The organism is Marinobacter sp. F4218 (genome assembly GCF_019443085.1).
In the GTDB taxonomy this organism is placed as follows: Bacteria; Pseudomonadota; Gammaproteobacteria; order Pseudomonadales; family Oleiphilaceae; genus Marinobacter; species Marinobacter albus.
The window spans coordinates 565,251-583,043 of the sequence record NZ_JAHZIL010000003.1 but is presented as its reverse complement, the minus strand read 5'-3'; the positions used below and the strand labels follow the sequence as shown (position 1 = coordinate 583,043).

Annotated in this window: 15 protein-coding genes; 2 read left to right on the top strand and 13 right to left on the bottom strand. The window is 60.6% G+C overall.

Annotated features, from left to right (window positions below):
• Window positions 1–8 precede the first annotated feature (8 nt).
• From K0B93_RS06545 to K0B93_RS06525, 5 genes are all read right to left on the bottom strand, one after another.
• On the bottom strand, window positions 9–1,322 hold the full coding sequence (locus K0B93_RS06545; RefSeq protein WP_219866439.1) for an ABC1 kinase family protein: 1,314 nt from the start codon (window positions 1,320–1,322) through the stop codon (window positions 9–11).
• A 45-nt stretch (window positions 1,323–1,367) separates the two neighbouring features.
• Window positions 1,368–2,030: a fumarylacetoacetate hydrolase family protein gene (locus tag K0B93_RS06540; RefSeq protein WP_219866438.1), complete on the bottom strand. Its 663-nt coding sequence runs from the start codon at window positions 2,028–2,030 to the stop codon at window positions 1,368–1,370.
• A gap of 21 nt (window positions 2,031–2,051) precedes the next feature.
• Entirely contained in the window at window positions 2,052–2,594 is a 543-nt protein-coding gene (locus K0B93_RS06535) for an adenine phosphoribosyltransferase (RefSeq protein WP_219866437.1), read from the bottom strand.
• A gap of 31 nt (window positions 2,595–2,625) precedes the next feature.
• The gene (locus K0B93_RS06530) at window positions 2,626–3,924 is read right to left on the bottom strand and encodes an NCS2 family permease (protein ID WP_219866436.1); all 1,299 of its coding nucleotides are present in this window, start codon (window positions 3,922–3,924) and stop codon (window positions 2,626–2,628) included.
• 153 nt (window positions 3,925–4,077) lie between these two features.
• Window positions 4,078–4,695, bottom strand: coding sequence for a trimeric intracellular cation channel family protein (locus tag K0B93_RS06525; RefSeq protein ID WP_219866435.1), 618 nt, complete (start codon window positions 4,693–4,695; stop codon window positions 4,078–4,080).
• A gap of 185 nt (window positions 4,696–4,880) precedes the next feature.
• Between K0B93_RS06525 and K0B93_RS06520 the strand changes: the two genes are divergently transcribed.
• Together K0B93_RS06520 and K0B93_RS06515 are read left to right on the top strand one after the other, a co-directional pair.
• Complete coding sequence (locus tag K0B93_RS06520; RefSeq protein WP_219866434.1) at window positions 4,881–5,447, top strand: BLUF domain-containing protein; 567 nt, start codon at window positions 4,881–4,883, stop codon at window positions 5,445–5,447.
• A 151-nt stretch (window positions 5,448–5,598) separates the two neighbouring features.
• Window positions 5,599–6,579, top strand: coding sequence for an NADPH:quinone oxidoreductase family protein (locus K0B93_RS06515; protein ID WP_219866433.1), 981 nt, complete (start codon window positions 5,599–5,601; stop codon window positions 6,577–6,579).
• Between the two features lie 95 nt (window positions 6,580–6,674).
• Here the strand turns inward: K0B93_RS06515 and K0B93_RS06510 are convergent, their stop codons facing one another.
• The 8 genes from K0B93_RS06510 to K0B93_RS06475 all read right to left on the bottom strand — a co-directional run bounded on the left by K0B93_RS06510 (window position 6,675) and on the right by K0B93_RS06475 (window position 17,778).
• Window positions 6,675–8,504: a long-chain-acyl-CoA synthetase gene (locus K0B93_RS06510; protein ID WP_219866432.1), complete on the bottom strand. Its 1,830-nt coding sequence runs from the start codon at window positions 8,502–8,504 to the stop codon at window positions 6,675–6,677.
• A 75-nt stretch (window positions 8,505–8,579) separates the two neighbouring features.
• A complete protein-coding gene (locus tag K0B93_RS06505) occupies window positions 8,580–9,407 on the bottom strand; it encodes an SDR family oxidoreductase (protein WP_219866431.1) in 828 nt (275 codons plus the stop codon).
• Window positions 9,404–11,374: an acetyl/propionyl/methylcrotonyl-CoA carboxylase subunit alpha gene (locus K0B93_RS06500; RefSeq protein ID WP_219868050.1), complete on the bottom strand. Its 1,971-nt coding sequence runs from the start codon at window positions 11,372–11,374 to the stop codon at window positions 9,404–9,406. The genes K0B93_RS06505 and K0B93_RS06500 overlap by 4 nt, the downstream gene beginning before the upstream one ends.
• 35 nt (window positions 11,375–11,409) lie before the next feature.
• Window positions 11,410–12,231 carry an enoyl-CoA hydratase/isomerase family protein gene (locus K0B93_RS06495; RefSeq protein WP_219866430.1) on the bottom strand — a complete coding sequence of 274 codons (822 nt, stop codon included), beginning with the start codon at window positions 12,229–12,231 and terminating at the stop codon, window positions 11,410–11,412.
• A gap of 21 nt (window positions 12,232–12,252) precedes the next feature.
• Window positions 12,253–13,413: a citronellyl-CoA dehydrogenase gene (atuD, locus tag K0B93_RS06490; protein ID WP_219866429.1), complete on the bottom strand. Its 1,161-nt coding sequence runs from the start codon at window positions 13,411–13,413 to the stop codon at window positions 12,253–12,255.
• Between the two features lie 57 nt (window positions 13,414–13,470).
• Window positions 13,471–15,087 (bottom strand): acyl-CoA carboxylase subunit beta, encoded by a 1,617-nt coding sequence (locus K0B93_RS06485; RefSeq protein ID WP_219866428.1) that lies wholly within the window; start codon window positions 15,085–15,087, stop codon window positions 13,471–13,473.
• A 10-nt stretch (window positions 15,088–15,097) separates the two neighbouring features.
• Window positions 15,098–15,964, bottom strand: a complete 867-nt coding sequence (locus K0B93_RS06480) for an SDR family oxidoreductase (protein ID WP_219866427.1) — start codon at window positions 15,962–15,964, stop codon at window positions 15,098–15,100.
• Window positions 15,961–17,778 (bottom strand): acyclic terpene utilization AtuA family protein, encoded by a 1,818-nt coding sequence (locus K0B93_RS06475; RefSeq protein WP_219866426.1) that lies wholly within the window; start codon window positions 17,776–17,778, stop codon window positions 15,961–15,963. The genes K0B93_RS06480 and K0B93_RS06475 overlap by 4 nt, the downstream gene beginning before the upstream one ends.
• Window positions 17,779–17,793: the final 15 nt, after the last annotated feature.

Below are 17,793 nucleotides of genomic sequence, written 5' to 3'. Positions count from 1 at the left end.
GTTGGCGGTCAGCCCGGGGTTGTTTCCAGGTATCTCTCCAGCTCCGAGCGAAACGCCGCCTGCACCCCCAGACGCTTCAGCATCCAGTAATGCCCGGCAATCATACGGTCGATGAAGATGCTCTCCACCGGCGGCTTGAAGTAATCCAGGTATTTAAAGACGGTACTGGTCTTGGCCGCTACGTGCTTGTGCAGGTCCGCTTCGGCGAAGTCGTAGGGTTCGTCCTGGTTGAAAGGGACAATCAAAATGTCGCGCCACATCGCGTAATAGGCTTCGTCCACGGCTGGCTGGCTTTCGACCCGGGCACCCAGATCGATCAGGTGGCGGTCCAGTGCCTGATAATCCTCCTCCAGTGCCGCAACCAGGGCCTTGCGATAAGACTCAACGATGCCCGGCTTCAATTTTTTCACGCAGCCAAAATCGTACATGATGATTGAGCCATCTGGCCGGTAGGCGAAATTACCGGCGTGCGGATCGCCGTGGATGCACTGAAAGCGGAACAGTTGGTCGGCCATGGTGGTGAAGATGCGCTGGCCGATGAGGTTGATGGTTTCCTGATCGTAGCGCTCCGGTGTGACCTCGCTGACATGGTCGCCCTCGACCAGTTCGAGGGTGAGTACCCGACGGGTCGAGTGGCTGTCGACCACCGACGGAATGATGACCCAGTTGTCGTTCTGGTGGAACTTTCGGAATAACCGGATGTTGTCGGCTTCGTTAACGTAGTCGAGTTCTTCCTTGAGCCGTTCCCGGATCTCGCCAAATAACTGATCCACTGCTTCCCTGGGCATTTTCAGCAGCCCGCCAAGCTTGAGGGTCATCCGTAGCTGCTTGAGATCCGAATCGCAGGATTCGTCTACACCCGGGTACTGGACCTTAACAATGACATCGGTGCCGTCGTGCAGGCGGGCCCGATGTACCTGACCGATTGAAGCGGCGGCGTAGGGTTTTTCCTGAAGGTATTCGAACAGTTCCGAGACGGGCTTACCCAGTTCCGATTCAATCTGCTCCACAATGACATCAAAGGGCATAGGCGGCGCTTCTTTCTGAAGCGTCTGCAGGGCGTCGGAGAATTCCTTGGGCAGGAAGTCCTGGGTCTGGGAGGCAATCTGCCCCACCTTCATGACGGCGCCTTTCAGCTCGCCCAGGGTATCTGCAATCTGCCCGGCCATGCGGGTATAGCTCTCGCTCTGGGCGCCTTCGTCGTTTTCACTGCGAAACATCCGGCGCGCGCGCTGGCCAGCATACTGGCCGGCCACGGATGCGGTCATGCCTGCGAGTTTCAGAAATCGTCCGCGTCGGGAGGTTACCGGTTTCTTTGCCATGCCAGATGTACGTCCTTCACCGGAGATAGGTTTGCTGACTGAACGTTAAACCACTTTGGTTTCCACGAACAGCACATCCTCCATTTCCAGTGACAGCGTCTGGCCATTCTGCAGGGGGCCAACACCCTTGGGCGTGCCGGTCAGCACGACGTCACCCGGCAGCAGCGAGAACAGGGTGCTGATGTGCGCAATCAGCGGGACCACCGGATTGAGCATCTCGCGGGTATCCCCGGTTTGCCGGCGCTCGCCGTCGATGTCCAGGGTGAAGTGGATGTTGTCCGTGCGAAGTTTTTCCTTGGCGACAAACGGTGACAGCGGGCAGGCGCCATCGAATGCCTTGGCACGTTCCCAGGGGTGCCCCTTTTCTTTCAGCGTGGTCTGAACATCCCGGAGGGTCAGATCCAGTGCCAAACCATAGCCGAGGATGGCGGTTTCCGCTTCACTCGCCGAGGCATTGGTCAGCGGGCGTCCGATCAGCACCGCCAGTTCCGTCTCGAAATGAACCGATCCGAGATTTTGGGGGAGGACCAGGGGGCGGGTGATGTGCACCGCCGCTGTCGAGGGTTTTATGAACAGCAGCGGTTCATCGGGCACCGGGTTGTCCAACTCCCGGGCGTGTTCTGCGTAATTGCGGCCGATGCAGACGATTTTGCCCAGCGGCAGGTGTACCGGAGTGCCATCCTTCCAGTGATGTTGGTAATCCTGCATAACCGCCTCCTGTCTGCCTGTTCAGTCGCCGTCAAACGAGCAGACAGTATAAACCTGAAGTCCTTCATCCTGCAGCTTACGGGAGCCGCCGAGATCTGGCAGGTCGATCATCGCTGCCACTTCCACGATTTCTGCACCAATGCGGCGGATCAGGCGGGTGGCGGCGAGCATGGTGCCACCAGTCGCGATCAGGTCATCCACCAGGACCACCTTGTCGCCGGGCTTGAAGGCGTCCTTGTGCAATTCCACGGATGCGGTGCCGTATTCGAGTTCATAATCCTCGACCAGCGTGTCGAACGGCAGTTTGCCCTTTTTACGGACCAGCACCAGGGATGCGTTCAGTTCGTAGGCGAGAGCCGAGCCAATGATGAACCCGCGTGCATCGACCGCTGCCACCGCATCGATTTCATGACCGTGGTAGCGATGGACAAAGGCGTCAATCAGCTTGCGAAACGCGGTCTTGTCCTGCAGGACCGTGGTGATGTCTCGGAAGGCCACCCCGGGTTTGGGCCAGTCAGGTACGGTGCGAATGGCTTTCTTGATGCTTTCGGAGAAATAATCCATGACGGGTCCGGTTTATTGCTCTGGAGGCGGCTCAGGCCGCGTCCAGGAAAATGAATTTCAGCACGAATACAACGGCGATGGTAACAACGCTGGCGTTCAGGTCAGACCAGCGCCCGCTCAGGGCTTTCACGATAGCGTAGGTGATAAAGCCCAGGGCAATGCCGTTGGCGATGGAAAAGGTCAGCGGCATCATCAGCGCGGTAACCACCGCCGGCGCGGCGTCGGTAATGTCTTCCCAGTCGACCAGCTTCAGACCGCTGGTCATGAGCACGGCGACATACAGCAGGGCGGGTGCCGTAGCGTAGGCCGGGATGATGCTGGCGATGGGCGAGAGCAGCAGGCACGCCAGAAAGAGGGCGGCCACGACCACGGCTGTGAGACCAGTGCGGCCACCGGCCGAAATGCCGGCCGTGGATTCTATATAGCTGGTGGTTGTGGACGTTCCCAGGGCCGCCCCGGACATGGTGGCCACCGAATCGGACATCAGGGCCCGGCCCAGGCGAGGCAGTTTGCCTTCCTTGTCCAGCAGGCCGCCGCGATGGGCCGCGCCGATCAGGGTGCCGGAGGTGTCAAACAGGTCCACAAAGAGGAATGCGAACACAATACTGATCATGCCCACATTCAGCGCACCGGCAATGTCCAGCTGCATAAAGGTGGGGGCCAGGCTTGGCGGCGCGGACACAAAACCCTCGTATTCGACCATGCCCAGCATCATGGCAATGAGCGTAACGGCAATGATGCCGATCATTACCGCTCCGGTAATCCGCCGGAAGGACAGTGCACATATGAGCACGAACCCGCCAAAGAACAGCAGGCTTTCGGCTGTCTTGATCTCGCCCAGGCCAACGAGTGTGGCGGGGTGATCGACCACGATGCCGGCATTTTTAAGCGCGATCAGGGCCAGGAAAAAGCCAATGCCGGCAGAAATTCCAAAGCGGAGTGACATCGGAATACTGTTAATGATCCACTCGCGGACCTTGAGGATGCTGAGCAGGAAAAAGATCAGGCCCGAGAGGAACACCGCCCCGAGTGCGACCTGCCAGCTGTAGCCCATGCTGCCAACCACGGTGAAGGAGAAGAAGGCATTCAGTCCCATGCCGGGCGCGAGGGCAATGGGGTAGTTGGCCCAGAGGCCCATGATCAGGGTGCCGATGGTGGCCGCCAGGCAGGTGGCGACGAAGACGGCTCCGAAGTCCATGCCCGTGGAGGACAGGATGCTTGGGTTGACCACGATGATGTACGCCATGGTCAGGAAGGTGGTGATGCCCGCCACCAGTTCTTTACGAACGGTGGTGCCGTGGGCCTGGAGTTGGAACAGTCGTTCAAGCATGACGGAAGTCTGCCTCTCAGGATGCCGATAGTTGGGAGTTGGGAATCAGTTTCGAACGGAAAACGTGAATTGCGTGAAAAAACGGCAATCTTACCGGCTGACGGCCCTCAGGCCAAGGGATGATTGACAGTTCACTATTAATTAGGTGTCAAGCTATTGGTGGTTGGCGTCCCGCTGCAGGCGAATGTCGTAGCGTACCGCCAGGATGCGGACTATCGCGATAAACGCGACACCAATGGTAAGCGGCAGGGCCTCGTTCCCGAGCAACGACTGGCAGAAAAAGTAGAGCCAGCAGCCGGCAAACGAAACGGACGCGTAGACCTGGTCCTTTCGGAAAATCTGCGGGACCTCGTTGCACAGCGTGTCGCGCAGGGCGCCGCCGAATGTGCCTGTCATCACGCCCAGGAAGGAGGCGATCAGCCACGAGTGGCCCAGATCCAGTGCCAGTTGGGCGCCCAGAATGGAAAAAACACCAAGTCCCACGGCGTCCGGAATGACAATTTGTGATGTCCGGAGCCGGTCAGCGTGTTTCCAGTAACTGAAAAGAATTGCCATCACGAGGATCAGCACCGGTTGCTCCTGATGTTTGATCCAGTACACCGGGTGGTTGTCCAGAATGAGGTCCCGTAGCGTGCCGCCGCCCAGTGCGGTGATGAAGCCGATGGTAAACACACCCACAGGGTCCATGTTCTTGGCTCGCGCGACGATCATGCCCGAGATGGCGAACGCGATGATCCCGAGCATTTCGAGAAGGTAGACAATGTCGAACATGGCGGGGCCTGACGTGGTGAGAACGAACAACGGAACGTCTTTAAACGGGTGCGCGAAGAATAGCCCAAAAGGACGTTGGCTTCATCCCGGGGGGCACGGCTTGGCCGTCGTGATGATCCGTAGTTGCCTGTCCTTACGTATCATGTGTCGTATTTATATCAATTCTGCAGTTTGGAGTAGCTGATATGTCCCTGATGCGCCTGGCCTACGCCAGTGAAGCCACCTTTGAAGCCAAGTCGGTGGAAAAAGGCGTCGAACCTCACGTCGCCCGGATTCTGATGACCTCCCGCCGAAACAATGGAAAATGTCAGTTAGTGGGTGGTCTCTACTACGGTGACAACCGTTTTTTCCAGTACCTCGAAGGCGAGGAGAAGGATGTTCTTGAAACCTATCAGCGGATTCAGAAGGACAGCCGGCACAAGAACCTCATCACGCTGATCGAAGAACCGCTCGAGGCCCGTACCTTCGAGAACTGGTCGATGAAATACGTACCGCTCTCAAGAGACGTACGCCGGTTTCTGGACGATCATGGTCTTAATCGTTTTGACCCGGCCTCGTTCAGTTCTGGCCAGTGCGAGGAAATGATCGAGCTCATCCGGAATTCCAGCCAAGACCAGAAACTGGTCAATTATGACGAGGCCAAGACAATCGAAAAAAGGCCCAATGCGTTCTCAGTCGGGCAGCGCACGGGCCTGATTGTTGCGGCATTGTGTCTGGTGGGTGCGCTGTTTGCTGCCGGGTCCATGCTCTGAAGCTGGTCGTTGTATAAATCGCACTTATAAATTTAGATAAGAGATCTTTATTTGCTTCATGGAGCGACACTGTTTAGCTTGACGGGTACTGAAAATCAGGCAGATGCTTCGCTGTCCTTTCTCCCAAAACAAGATTGCTACAGGAGTTTCCATGAAAGCCATCCTCTGCAAGGAATACGGTCCGGCCGATTCCCTGGTCATTGAAGATGTTCCCAGCCCGGAAGTTAAAGGCCGCGGTGTCAAAGTACGAGTGAAGGCCGCCGGCCTGAACTTCCCGGATACGCTGATTATCGAGGGCAAGTACCAGCTGAAACCCTCCATGCCGTTTTCTCCGGGTGGTGAGATGGCCGGTGAGGTTATTGAGGTTGGTGAAAAGGTTACCCGCTTCAAACCCGGTGACCGGGTTGCCGGCCTGACCGGTTACGGAGCCTTTGCCGAGGAAGTTGTGGTGCCGGAACAGAACCTCCTGCCGATTCCCGACAGTATGTCCGACGAAAAGGCAGCTGCCTTCACCATGGTTTACGGAACCTCCTATTACGCCCTCAAACAGCGTGCCAACCTCCAGCCCGGCGAGAGCCTGCTGGTGCTGGGCGCCAGCGGCGGCGTCGGTCTGGCGACCGTGGAACTGGGCAAGGCGATGGGCGCTCGTGTGATTGCAGCGGCCAGCTCTGCTGAGAAGTTGGCCATCGCCAAGGATGCCGGTGCGGACGAACTGATCAATTACTCTGAGGAGCCCCTGAAGGAAGCGGTCAAAAATCTGACCAAGGGCAAGGGTGTGGACGTGATTTACGATCCGGTCGGTGGCGATTTCACCGAGCAGGCCCTTCGCGCCATGGGATGGAACGGTCGCCATTTGATTATCGGCTTCGCGGCGGGCGAGATCCCCAAGGTTCCCGCGAACCTGACCCTGCTCAAGGGCTGTTCCGTGGTCGGCGTGTTCTGGGGTAGCTTTACACAGCGTGAGCCGGAGGCCAGCGCCCAGAACATGATGGAGCTGATGAAGCTCTATGCCGAGGGCAAGATTGATCCGAAGATCAGCGAAGTGTTCGAGTTCGACGATTATGCCAAGGCCCTGGGGGCACTGACTGAGCGTCGTGCAACCGGCAAGGTGGTGCTGAAGGTCGGCGCTTAAGGTTCTGGGTTTGCTCCGCACCTAGCCTTTTGGGGCTCGGTGTGGGGCGAGAGGGAGCCTTCGCCCTCTCGCCCAGTCGAGCTTCACAGCGATAGTCAGAAATTAACCTTTCCACCATCAATATCGGCAACCAGCTCAGGCGTCAGCCGGGTATACCCCTCCGTTTTAGGCAACCACGCAAACACCTTTTCTTCGGCCCGGTCCAGCGAATAGCCAGTCTTCTGGATATCTACCTTGCGGTACTTGAAGGTACCGGTCTTCTCGATGGCCTGGGTGACCCGGACGAACACCGGGATGGCGTAGGTGGGCAGGTTCGCCTTGAGGTAGGCAAACAACCTGTTGACGTCGAATTCGCGTCCATTGCTGTGCGGTACCAGAGTGACCATGCCCGCCTTACCATTGGTTTTCGGGATTTCGACGCCATACACGATGGCTTCCTCGACCATGCCGGAGCCATCGATAATGTTCTCCACCTCGTTGGTCGAGACGTTTTCGCCCTTCCAGCGGTAGGTGTCGCCCATGCGGTCCACGAACTGCAGATGTCGACAGCCAATTTCCTTGAGCACGTCGCCGGTGTTGAACCAGGCATCGCCTTTCTTGAAGGCGTCCCGGAGTATGGATTTCTCGGTGGCGTCTTTCTGGGTATAGCCCTCGAAGGACCATTTCTTGGTGATCTCACCAATCAAGAGCCCGGGTTCGCCTTTGGCGACCTCCTCCATATGGCCTTTAGTGTTGCGAATGGGGTCCCGTGTCCCGTCGCGGAATTTCACCAGCTTGTACGGGGCGGTGGAAAAGCCGACGGTATTGTCCATGTTGAAGAAGTTGCTGAAGCCGATGTTGCCCTCGCTGGAAGCATAGAGCTCGGCCACGGTTTCAATACCGAAGCGTTCCTTGAATTCGCGCCAGATCGAGGGGCGCAGGCCGTTCCCGATCATCTTGGTCAGACCGTGAGCCCGGTCCTGGTCACTGGCGGGCTGGTTCAGCAGGTAGCGGCAGAGTTCGCCCACATACCCGAAAGTCGTGGCGCGATAGCGGCGCACGTCGTCCCAGAACGCACGGGCGGAAAACTTCCGGCGCAGGGCGATGGCAGAGCCGCCCGCCAGTACCGAACCCCAGCACACCAGCAGGGCCGTACCGTGGTAGAGCGGCAGGGTGCAGTACAGGACGTCCTCGGGTTCCATCGCCAGGGACATCAGGCCAAAGCCGCCGTACGCTTTTATGAACTTGCGATGGGACCCCGGAGCCGCCTTGGGCAGGCCGGTTGTGCCTGAGGTGAACAGGTAGATGGCGGTGTCCCCCATGCGTGGCGGATCGCAGAGCTCAGGGTTGTCGCTGTTGAAGGTGCTGACTCGCTCCGCCATGTTGAGGTAGCCCTCGGGTGCCTCACCAAAGGCGTTCAGGGTGTTGACGTCGGGCACGAATAGGAAGGGGGTGGGGTGGCTGGTCTTGACCTTGTCCTTTACCCCCTCGAAGGACGGGATAAGCTCCTCGCCGACGACCACCATCTTCGGTTCGATCAGGTTAATGCTGTGTTCGAGTACCTTGCCTTTCTGGGACGTATTGAGCATGGCGCAGGCGACGCCGAGTTTGGCCGCGCCCGCGACCACTGCCAGTAATTCGGGCCGGTTCTCGAGGAAGACCGCAATGGCGTCGCCTTTGGTCAGGCCCTGGGCGCGGAGGAAGCCGGCGATGCGATTGGCCCAGCCATTGAACTCGTTCCAGGTAATGACCCGATCATCGAACAGTACTGCAGGGCGCTGGCCGTGGCGTTCGGCATTGCGTTCGATCAGGGTGCCGAGGGTCAGTTCCCGATTTCCATCCTTGAGCGCGTAATAGTAATACCCGCGGGCAATGGACGGAAAACGCCGCATGATGCCCGGCAGTCGGCGGGCGATGTCCAGTGCAGAAACGCTGTTGTTGCTCATACTGTTCTTCCGTAAGGGGTTCGATTATCTTTTTTGTCGGTTTCGCTCCGCCGCTACGGGGTTTCTGCCCTGGAGCTAGTCCAGGAACAGATCCGGCATAAGAGGCTTATCGCCCGGAGCGTACCGGTAAGGTTCGAAATCCGTAATACCATCCTGCCGCAGCAGGTCTTCGTCTATCAGGTGCTGGCCCGTCAGCTCGTCCGCGGAGCGATTCAGTATGCTTACCGCAGCATCGGCCATGATGTCCGGCTTGCGGCCCTGGGCCATCATCTGTGGACCGCCGACTTCAAACTCGATCGCCGCGGTGGCAATCAGGGTCTTTGGCCAGAGTGTGTTCACGGCTATGCCGTAACGCCTGAACTCCTCGGCCATGCCCATGCTGAGCATGGTCATGGCGTACTTGGTCGTGGTGTAGGGCCCGTACTGGGCAAACCACCTGGTGTCCAGGTTCAGCGGCGGCGACAGGCTCAGTATGTGTGCCCGATCCGAGGCTTTCAGATAGGGCAGAGCCGCCTGGCTGCAGGTGAACACCGCCCGGGCGTTGACCTGATGCATCAGGTCGTACCGGCTGACCTTCAGGTTTTCCACGCCGGTCAGACGGATGGCGCCGGCGTTGTTGATCAACGCGTCGATGCCACCGAAGTGGTCCGCGGCCTCGTCCATGCGCTGGCGAACCTGCCTGTCGTCCCGAACGTCGAGAACCAGAGGCAATGCCTGGCCACCGGCCGCCCGTATTTCCTCGGCCACGGTGTGAATGGTGCCCGGCAGCTTCGGATGTGGCGTGTCCGACTTGGCCGCAATAACCACGTTGGCACCCTGTCGGGCACAGGCCAGTGCGATTGCCCGGCCGATACCGCGGCTTCCCCCGGTGATAAATACCGTACGCTGGTTCAGTGTGTTCATGCTCCGGCCTCCTGTTTGGCGGATTCGTCGGCGGTAATCTCCACCAGCAACTGGCTTCGTTTCACCTGATCACCCTTACTCGCAAGCACCCGACCGACGGTTCCGTCGCGGTCGGCCTTGACCGGGTGTTCCATTTTCATGGCTTCCAGGATGACCAGTGTCTCGCCCTGGCGGACTTCCTGCCCGGGCTCAATGAGAACCTCGATGATGGCGCCGTCCATCGAGGCCTGGATCCGTCCGCTGCCGCCACCACTGGCATCTGCCGCCGGTTGATGCGTGATGTCGCGCACCAGCCAGGACTGTCCGGAGGCCTGGAAATATAGGGAATCTCCATCCCGGTGATATTGGCAATACTGACGGACACCGTTGTCGATGATGCACAGGCGGCCATCCTCGAGGTTTTCGACGATGACCTCATGGTGTTCGCCGTTCCAGTCGAGAGTCAGGTGGCTGCCGGTTCGGCGTACCAGTAGTTCAAGGCTGGCGTCACCGATTTCGAGCTGGATCGGGGTCGTGGTTGCCGGCGCATTGCTCCAGGCGGTCTGGCCCGAAATGCCATGGTCGAGCACGCTGGCGGCCAATGCCAGCTCCCGCGGGCCCGGCCTTTGCGGCTGCAAAGAGGGATCCTGGCTGAACGACTGCTGCAGGAAGGCGGTGGTCGCTTCACCGGCGCTGAAGGTCTCGTCTGCGATGATGCGGCTGAGGAAGTAGCGGTTGGTGGTGACACCGAACACGAGGGTGTCCTCGAGGGCCCGGATCAGCCGGCGGCGGGCGTCGTCCCGGTTCTGGCCCCAGGCGATGACCTTGGCCAGCATGGGGTCGTAGTGTGGCGTGATGGTATCCCCCGAGCGGACGCCGGTGTCGAAGCGCAGGCCCTCGCCCTCGGCGGGTTGAAACACGAGTAACGGGCCGGTTTGCGGTGTAAAGCCGTTGGCCGGGTCTTCGGCGTAGAGCCGGACTTCAATGGCATGGCCATTCAGCTCGATCTCATCCTGTGCCAGGGGCAACGGGCGGCCTTCGGCTACGCTGAGCTGCCAGGCTACCAGGTCCTGGCCGGTGATCAGTTCGGTCACCGGATGCTCGACCTGCAGACGGGTGTTCATCTCCAGAAAGTAGAAGTTACGGTCCTTGTCGACCAGAAACTCCACCGTTCCGGCACCCTCATAACGGCAGGCCAGCGCCGCCTTTACCGCCGCTTCACCCATGGCGGCCCGAAGTTCGGGAGTCACAATCGGCGAGGGCGCTTCCTCCACCACTTTCTGGTGTCGCCGCTGCACTGAACAGTCCCGTTCGCCGAGATACACCGCATTGGCGTGGCGATCGGCGAATACTTGGATTTCCACGTGACGAGGTTCAATAACGGCCTTTTCCAGAATCAGTTCATCGTCACCGAAGGCCTGTTTGGCCTCGGAGCGTGCGCGCTTGAGGTTGTCGGCCAGGCTGGATTCGTCGTTTACCAGGCGCATGCCCCGGCCACCGCCGCCGGCGGACGCCTTGATCATGAGCGGGTAACCGATATCCGCGGCTGCGGCGATCAGTTCCTCGTCGCTGGCGTAGTTGCCTTCGAAACCGGGCACTACCGGAACGCCCGCTTCCTGCATGGCAATCTTGGAGCGGCGCTTGCTGCCCATGAGTTCAATGGCATCTGCAGGTGGGCCCACGAAAACCAGGCCGGCCGACTTGCAGGCGTCGGCGAACCCGGCGTTTTCGGAGAGGAAGCCGTAGCCGGGGTGAATGCAGTCGGCCCCGGTTTTTCGGGCGGCTTCAAGAATGGCGTCGGCATTCAGGTAAGAGGCGGTGACCTGTGCCGGACCGATGCAGACGGCCTCGTCGGCCTCGTGCACGTGAAGGGCGTTGGCGTCCGCCTCGGAATAGACGGCCACCGTTCGATAGCCGAGGGCTTTGGCGGTGTGAATGACTCGAACGGCAATTTCACCGCGGTTGGCGATCAACAGTTTGCTTAACATGTTCTTGATCTCTCGCTTGGGTGCGGGGTCTGCAATCATTCGGAGTCGCCGGCCCAGGCAGGCGGGCGCTTCTGCATGAACGCCATGGTGCCTTCGGCGCCTTCGCTGCCGCGTATCGCCTCGGCGAATTTCTCCGCCGCACTGTCGAGCAGGCCGCTCATGGCTTCGTGGCCCACCCGATGTAGCAGCGCCTTGGTTTCGGCGGTGGCAACCGGCGCACACTGACGCACCCGTTCCAGGGCGTGATCGAGCATCTCGTCAAGTTCCTGGTCCGAGCCGGCGGCCTGGTGAACAATCCCGAGGGTGCGGGCTTCTTCAGCGCCAATCCGCAATCCGAGCAGCGCCAGACGCCGGGCCTGGGTCAGGCCGATGCGTTCGACCACGAACGGGGCGATCTGGGCCGGAATGACCCCCAGTGAGGTTTCCGGCATACCGAATTTCGCGGTCGGGCCGGCGATGGCCATGTCGGAAACGCAGGCCAATCCGAACCCGCCGCCCATAACGGCACCCTCGGTCACGGCGATCACGACCTTGGAGGACTCGTTGACCTGCTGGATCATCTGACCGAAGGCGCGGTTCAGGCGGTAGAAGGGGTCGGCCTCGCCTTCGGCCGCTTTCTGGCTCCGGGCACCGGCCATGTCCTTGATATCGCCACCGGCGCAGAAATGGCCGTCGGCCCCCCGGATGACAACAGCCCGGATGTGCAGGTCGGATTCGATCTGCGAGAAAATCGTTGCCAGTTCGGCGACCATCTGCAGGCTCATGGCGTTCCGGACGTCTGGCCGGTTGATGGTGATAAACAGGGTCGGCCCCTGCTTCTTCAGGAGCAGTGTTTCGCAATGAGGTAAGGATTCCATCTCAGACGACTCCATACAGTGTTAGTCGCGTTTCTTGCCGGGCAATGTCCCCATCATCTTGCAGATAATTCCCAGCATGATTTCATCGGCGCCTCCGCCGATGGAGACCAGGCGAACATCCCGGAAGGCGCGCGAAAGCGGGTTGTCCCACATGTACCCCATGCCGCCCCAGTACTGCAGGCAGCTGTCGGTAACCTCGCGACCGAGCCGGCCGGCCTTGAGCTTGGCCATGGAGGCCAGTTTGGTCACGTCTTTGCCTTCAATGTGCAATTCACAGGCCTGGTAGGTGAGGGCGCGCAGGGCTTCGACTTCGGTTTGCAGTTCGGCCAGGCGGAAGTGGATGACCTGGTTGTCGAGCAGTGGTTGTCCAAAGGTCTTGCGCTCACGGCAGTAGGCGATGGTCTGGTCGATGCAGTTTTCCAGCGCCTTGATGACGTTGGCGGCGCCCCACATGCGTTCCTCCTGGAACTGCAGCATCTGCATCATGAAGCCGGTACCTTCGGCGCCGATGCGAAAGCGCTGGGGTACGCGCACGTCGTCAAAGAAGATCTGGGCGGTTTCCGAGGAGCGCATGCCGAGTTTGTTCAGGTGCGGGCTGAAGGAGATCCCGGGAGAATCCATGGGCACGACGATCAATGATTTGTTCTTGTGGGGTTTGTCGTCGCTGGTGTTGGCCAGCAGGCAGATAAAGTCGGCTCTAGGGCTGTTGGTGATCCACATCTTGGAGCCGTTGATGACGTAGTCATCACCATCCTGACGTGCGGTGGTTTTCATGCCGGCGACGTCGGAGCCCGCGCCCACTTCACTGACGCCAATGCAGCCGACCATTTCGCCGGCAATGGCGGGCGCCAGGAAGGTGCGTTTCAGCTCGTCGGATCCGAACCGGGCAATGGCGGGTGTACACATGTCGGTCTGAACGCCGATGGCCAGCGGTACTCCGCCGCAGTGGGCCAGCCCCAGTTCTTCGGCGGCAACCAGGTTGTAGCTGTAGTCCAGGCCCATGCCGCCATACTCTTCCGGCTTCTGGATGCCCAGAACGCCGAGCGCCCCCAGCTTCTTGAAGATCTCGTGAATGGGGAATTCGCCCGCTTCCTCCCACTCGTCGCAGTGCGGGTTGATTTCTTTCTCGACGAAATCCCGAACGGTTTTTCTGAGGGCTTCGTGTTCCGCTGTAAATTTCACCTTGTTGTTCTCCTTGTCTGGAATAGGGTGGTCAGTCGCACTGCGTACTGGTGAGGATCAAAGGCGTGCAACGCCAAATGTATTGGGGCGCAGTGGCCGGGCTTCGGCCTCTCGGCATACCGAGAACACCAGCGCCAGAACCCGGCGGGTGTCCCGCGGGTCAATCAGGCCGTCGTCCCACAGTCGCGCCGTCCCGAACAGGGCGGTAGAGCCGTCTTCCAGCTTCTTGGCCGTGGCCTGTTCGAGGAAGTCGAGGGTTTTCGGATCCGGCTCGATGCCGCTGCGGCGCTGTTTGTCCTCCGCCACAATGCGCATGACCTTGCCGGCCTGGGCGGGCCCCATGACGGCGGTCCGGCTGTTGGGCCAGGCGAAAATGAATCTCGGGTCCAGGCCCCGGCCACACATGGCGTAGTTACCTGCACCATAGGAGCCGCCGATCACAATTGCGACTTTGGGTACCCGGCAGTTGGCGACGGCCTGGATCATTTTCGAGCCGTGTTTGATGATGCCGTTTTGTTCCGAGTGAGTGCCGACCATGAAGCCGGTGGTGTTGTGCAGGAACAGCAAGGGCGTACCGGCCTGGTCGCAGAGCTGGATGAACTGGGCCGCTTTGGCGCTGCCGGCCGGGGTGATCGGGCCGTTGTTGCCGATGATACCGACGGAATGGCCTTCGATGCGGATGGTGCCGCACACGGTCTGGTCATCGAATTCGTTCTTGAAGTCCATGAACTTCGAACCGTCGGCGATGCGGGCCAGAATTTCCCGGACGTCATAGGGCTTCTTGGAGTCGGAGGGGATGACACCCAGCAGCTCCTTGGCCGGATACAGCGGTTCGTCCCAGCTCAGTTCCCGTTGCCGGGGCAACTGCTCGTTCCAGGAAAGGGCTTCCATGATGTTGCGGGCCTGGCGGATGCCGTCGGCATCGTCCTCGGCCAGATACTCCGCGGTACCGGCCACCTGGGCGTGCATCTCGGCGCCGCCGAGCTCCTCGTCGGTCGCCACTTCACCGGTGGCGGCTTTCAGCAGCGGCGGGCCGGCCAGGAACATCTTGGCCTTGCCGCGCACGGCCACCACGTAGTCGGACAGGCCCGGCTGGTAGGCACCACCGGCGGTCGCGTTGCCGTGCACAACGGTGATCTGGGGAATACCGGCGGCGGACATGCGTGCCTGGTTGGCAAAGCCCCGGGCACCCTGGACGAAGATGTCCGTGGCGTAGTTGAGGTTGGCACCACCACTTTCCGAGAGCGATACCACCGGCAGTTTGTTCTCCATGGCGATCTGCTGCAGGCGCAGGGTCTTGTCCAGGCCCGCCGGGGTGATGGTGCCACCCTTGATGGCGCTGTTGCTGGCGACTACCAGGCAGCGGATGCCGCTGACCGTGCCGATGCCGGCGATAATGCCACCGCCGGACAGGCTGCCGTCCTTGTCGTCGTGCATCTTGTAGCCGGCCAGTGAACAGAGTTCCAGAAACGGCGTGCCGCGATCGAGTAGGCGGTTGATGCGATCCCGCGGCAGCAGTTTGCCCCGCTTGGTGAATTTCTCCCGGGCGGCTTCGGCCAGATCCAGGACCTTCTGCTCCACCTCGCGAAAGGTCCGGATGTGGGCGTCCATGGCGTCGGTGTTGGCACGGAATTCGTCGGATCGGGGATCGACGCTGGTTTCCAGAACTTGCATGGCGTTCTCCTCAATCCTCGCTGAGCACTTTTGGGGTCGTGGCCCGGTGGAAGCCGTTGAAGGGTTCGTTGTTCTTGGCTTTCGGCAACGGCCAGACCCGGCCACCCTGGGAGGCGCCACCGTCGATACGCAGGCAATCACCACTGATAAAGGCGGCGCCCGGGCTCAGCAGGAAACAGATCGCGGCGCTGACTTCCGATTCGGTACCCATGCGCTTGATGGGCACATTGTCGCCCAGGCTGCGGATCCACTGCTTCATATGCTCGGGGTAATTGTCCATGCCACTTGAGGCGATCCAGCCCGGTGCCACGGCATTGACCCGTACGCCGGACGCGCCCCATTCCACCGCCGCGGTCTGGGTGAAATTCACCATGCCCGCCCGTGCAGCACCGGAGTGGCCCATGCCGGGCATGCCGCCCCACATGTCCGCGACGATGTTGACGATGGCACCGCCGGTCTTGGCCAAGGCCTGTGTGTAAGCTTCCCGTGCCATCAGGAAGCCACCGGTCAGGTTGGTGCGGACCACGGTTTCCCACCCCTTCTGGTTGATTCCTGCGAGCGGGGAGGGGAACTGGCCCCCGGCGTTGTTGACGACGCCATTCAGCCCGCCATGTTCTTCCAGAATGGCCGTCACCGTGGCTTTTACCGATTCCTCTTCCCGGATATCGCAGACATGGGCAGTGGCCACGCCACCGTCTTCGGTGATTTCGGCTTTCACGTTCTCGACTTTCTCCGCCTTGCGGCCCACCAGGGCAACCCGGGCACCGAGGGCGGCCAGCTCGTGGGCGGTGCAGCGGCCAATACCCGAACCGCCGCCGGTCACGATGAAGGTCTGGTCCTTGAACAGGTCCGGATGAAAGATGGATTGGTACCTCATGAACGGTGTCCTTTTTTCAAGACTGCCCGGCTAACGGGCACGGGAAATTCGAGCAGCTGCTGGGCGAACGCCTTGCCCTGGGGGTCGATGCGCAGACTGGCGACTCCGCCGCCGCCCAGGCTGTGCTCCAGCAGGAAGTTGAAGGCATTGAGGCCCGGCATGGCCCAGCGCGTGACCTTGCCGGCTTCCGGGTTCAGGGTGTGATTCATCCACTCTGCGACGGCTTCTTCGGTCAGGGCCGCCGCGATGAAGGGTTCAAACTCCGGGTGACGGGCGATGACCCCGATGTTGCTGTGATCGCCCTTGTCACCACTCCGGGCCCAGGCCAGTTCGATCAATGGGACGGTGGTGTCGGCTTCCGGCGGTGTCGGGCTCTCCGGCGCGGAGGCCAGGGGTCGGGTTTCAAAGCCACCTTCGGTGGCGACGGCTACCGGCTGTTGCTTGCCTTCTAGGTCCACACTGACTGCTACCTCGGTTTTCGGAACCAGGCAGGAGTAGAGGCGGATCTTCGGCCAGACGGTGGGCCGACCGCCAACGATACCGGTGATCCCCGGTGCCATGCCGGTGGCGGCCTGGGCAATTTCCCGGGAGAACAACACCAGGGCTTCCTTCTTGGGGTGGGCGGTGCTGATCTTCACCACGACTTCCCGGCACTCGTCGGCGCGAGCGTGGGCGCCGTAGGTGGCCTCGGTGCCCAGCAGTTCAATGCTCGTTTCCGAGTAATCCGGCAGGTCGCGTTCGCCAAACATCCGCGAGGTCTTGGCCAGAATCGCTTCGGCCACCTTCTGGGCCTTGGCCCGGGCATTGATCCCCGCCAACAGGAACGTGACGGTGCATTTGAAACCATCGGGCCAGGTTCCGGACACCTTGTAGCTGTCCGTCGGGAGCAGCCCACGGGCGCCGCGCACAGTGACCTGATCTGGCCCGGATTCCTCCAGAGTAACCCCGGTAAAATCGCAGGCGACGTCGGGCAACAGGTACGCGCGCGGATCGCCGATTTCATACACCAGCTGTTCGGCCACGGTACCCCGGGTGACCCGGCCGCCGGTGCCGTCTGGCTTGGTAATCAGGAACTCGCCAGTGGGCTGGACCTCGGCAATCGGAAAGCCCATGTCGGCGTAGCCGTCAGCTACCTCTTCCCAGTCGGTGAAATTGCCACCGGTTGCCTGGGCACCGCATTCCAGCAGATGCCCGGCAAGGCTGCCCTGGGCGAGTTTGTCGTAGTCGTTCCAGGTCCAGCCAAACTCGTACACCAGAGGCGCGAGGACCAGTGCGCTGTCGGCCACCCGGCCGGTAATGACGATGTCCGCTCCCTGTTCCAGGGCGGCCACCAGGCCGGGGGCGCCAAGGTACGCGTTCAGGCTGACCATCATCGGCGGCATGGCTTGGCCGGTCGTCATCTCGGTGATACCGGCCTCACTGAGTGCTTTCTTTTTCGGCATCAGGTCGTCGCCCAGAACCAGCGCAATGTTCATTTCAACGCCGGCCTTTTCGCACAGGGCCTGAAGGGCATCGCGGCAGGCGACCGGGTTCACGCCCCCGGCATTGGCCAGCACCCGAATACCTTTTTCCCGGATCTCGCCCAGCAACGGTCCCATCACGGTCTGTACGAAATCCCGGGCGTAGCCCTGCGAGGGGTCCTTCATTTTCTGTCCGGCCATGATCGACATGGTGATCTCAGCCAGGTAGTCCGCGACCAGGTAATCAATGTTGCCCTTGCGAACCAGTTGCGCAGCGGCGGTTTCGGTGTCGCCCCAGAACGCGGCGGAACAGCCGATGCGGATTGGCTTCGTGCGCTTTTCAGAATCTGCCATCTTTACATGCCTTGT

Coding starts and splice junctions, on each gene's coding strand:
- K0B93_RS06545 (WP_219866439.1), bottom strand. CDS start 1,322: ATGGCAAAGAAACCGGTAACCTCCCGACGCGGACGATTTCTGAAACTC.
- K0B93_RS06540 (WP_219866438.1), bottom strand. CDS start 2,030: ATGCAGGATTACCAACATCACTGGAAGGATGGCACTCCGGTACACCTG.
- K0B93_RS06535 (WP_219866437.1), bottom strand. CDS start 2,594: ATGGATTATTTCTCCGAAAGCATCAAGAAAGCCATTCGCACCGTACCT.
- K0B93_RS06530 (WP_219866436.1), bottom strand. CDS start 3,924: ATGCTTGAACGACTGTTCCAACTCCAGGCCCACGGCACCACCGTTCGT.
- K0B93_RS06525 (WP_219866435.1), bottom strand. CDS start 4,695: ATGTTCGACATTGTCTACCTTCTCGAAATGCTCGGGATCATCGCGTTC.
- K0B93_RS06520 (WP_219866434.1), top strand. CDS start 4,881: ATGTCCCTGATGCGCCTGGCCTACGCCAGTGAAGCCACCTTTGAAGCC.
- K0B93_RS06515 (WP_219866433.1), top strand. CDS start 5,599: ATGAAAGCCATCCTCTGCAAGGAATACGGTCCGGCCGATTCCCTGGTC.
- K0B93_RS06510 (WP_219866432.1), bottom strand. CDS start 8,504: ATGAGCAACAACAGCGTTTCTGCACTGGACATCGCCCGCCGACTGCCG.
- K0B93_RS06505 (WP_219866431.1), bottom strand. CDS start 9,407: ATGAACACACTGAACCAGCGTACGGTATTTATCACCGGGGGAAGCCGC.
- K0B93_RS06500 (WP_219868050.1), bottom strand. CDS start 11,374: ATGTTAAGCAAACTGTTGATCGCCAACCGCGGTGAAATTGCCGTTCGA.
- K0B93_RS06495 (WP_219866430.1), bottom strand. CDS start 12,231: ATGGAATCCTTACCTCATTGCGAAACACTGCTCCTGAAGAAGCAGGGG.
- K0B93_RS06485 (WP_219866428.1), bottom strand. CDS start 15,087: ATGCAAGTTCTGGAAACCAGCGTCGATCCCCGATCCGACGAATTCCGT.
- K0B93_RS06480 (WP_219866427.1), bottom strand. CDS start 15,964: ATGAGGTACCAATCCATCTTTCATCCGGACCTGTTCAAGGACCAGACC.
- K0B93_RS06475 (WP_219866426.1), bottom strand. CDS start 17,778: ATGGCAGATTCTGAAAAGCGCACGAAGCCAATCCGCATCGGCTGTTCC.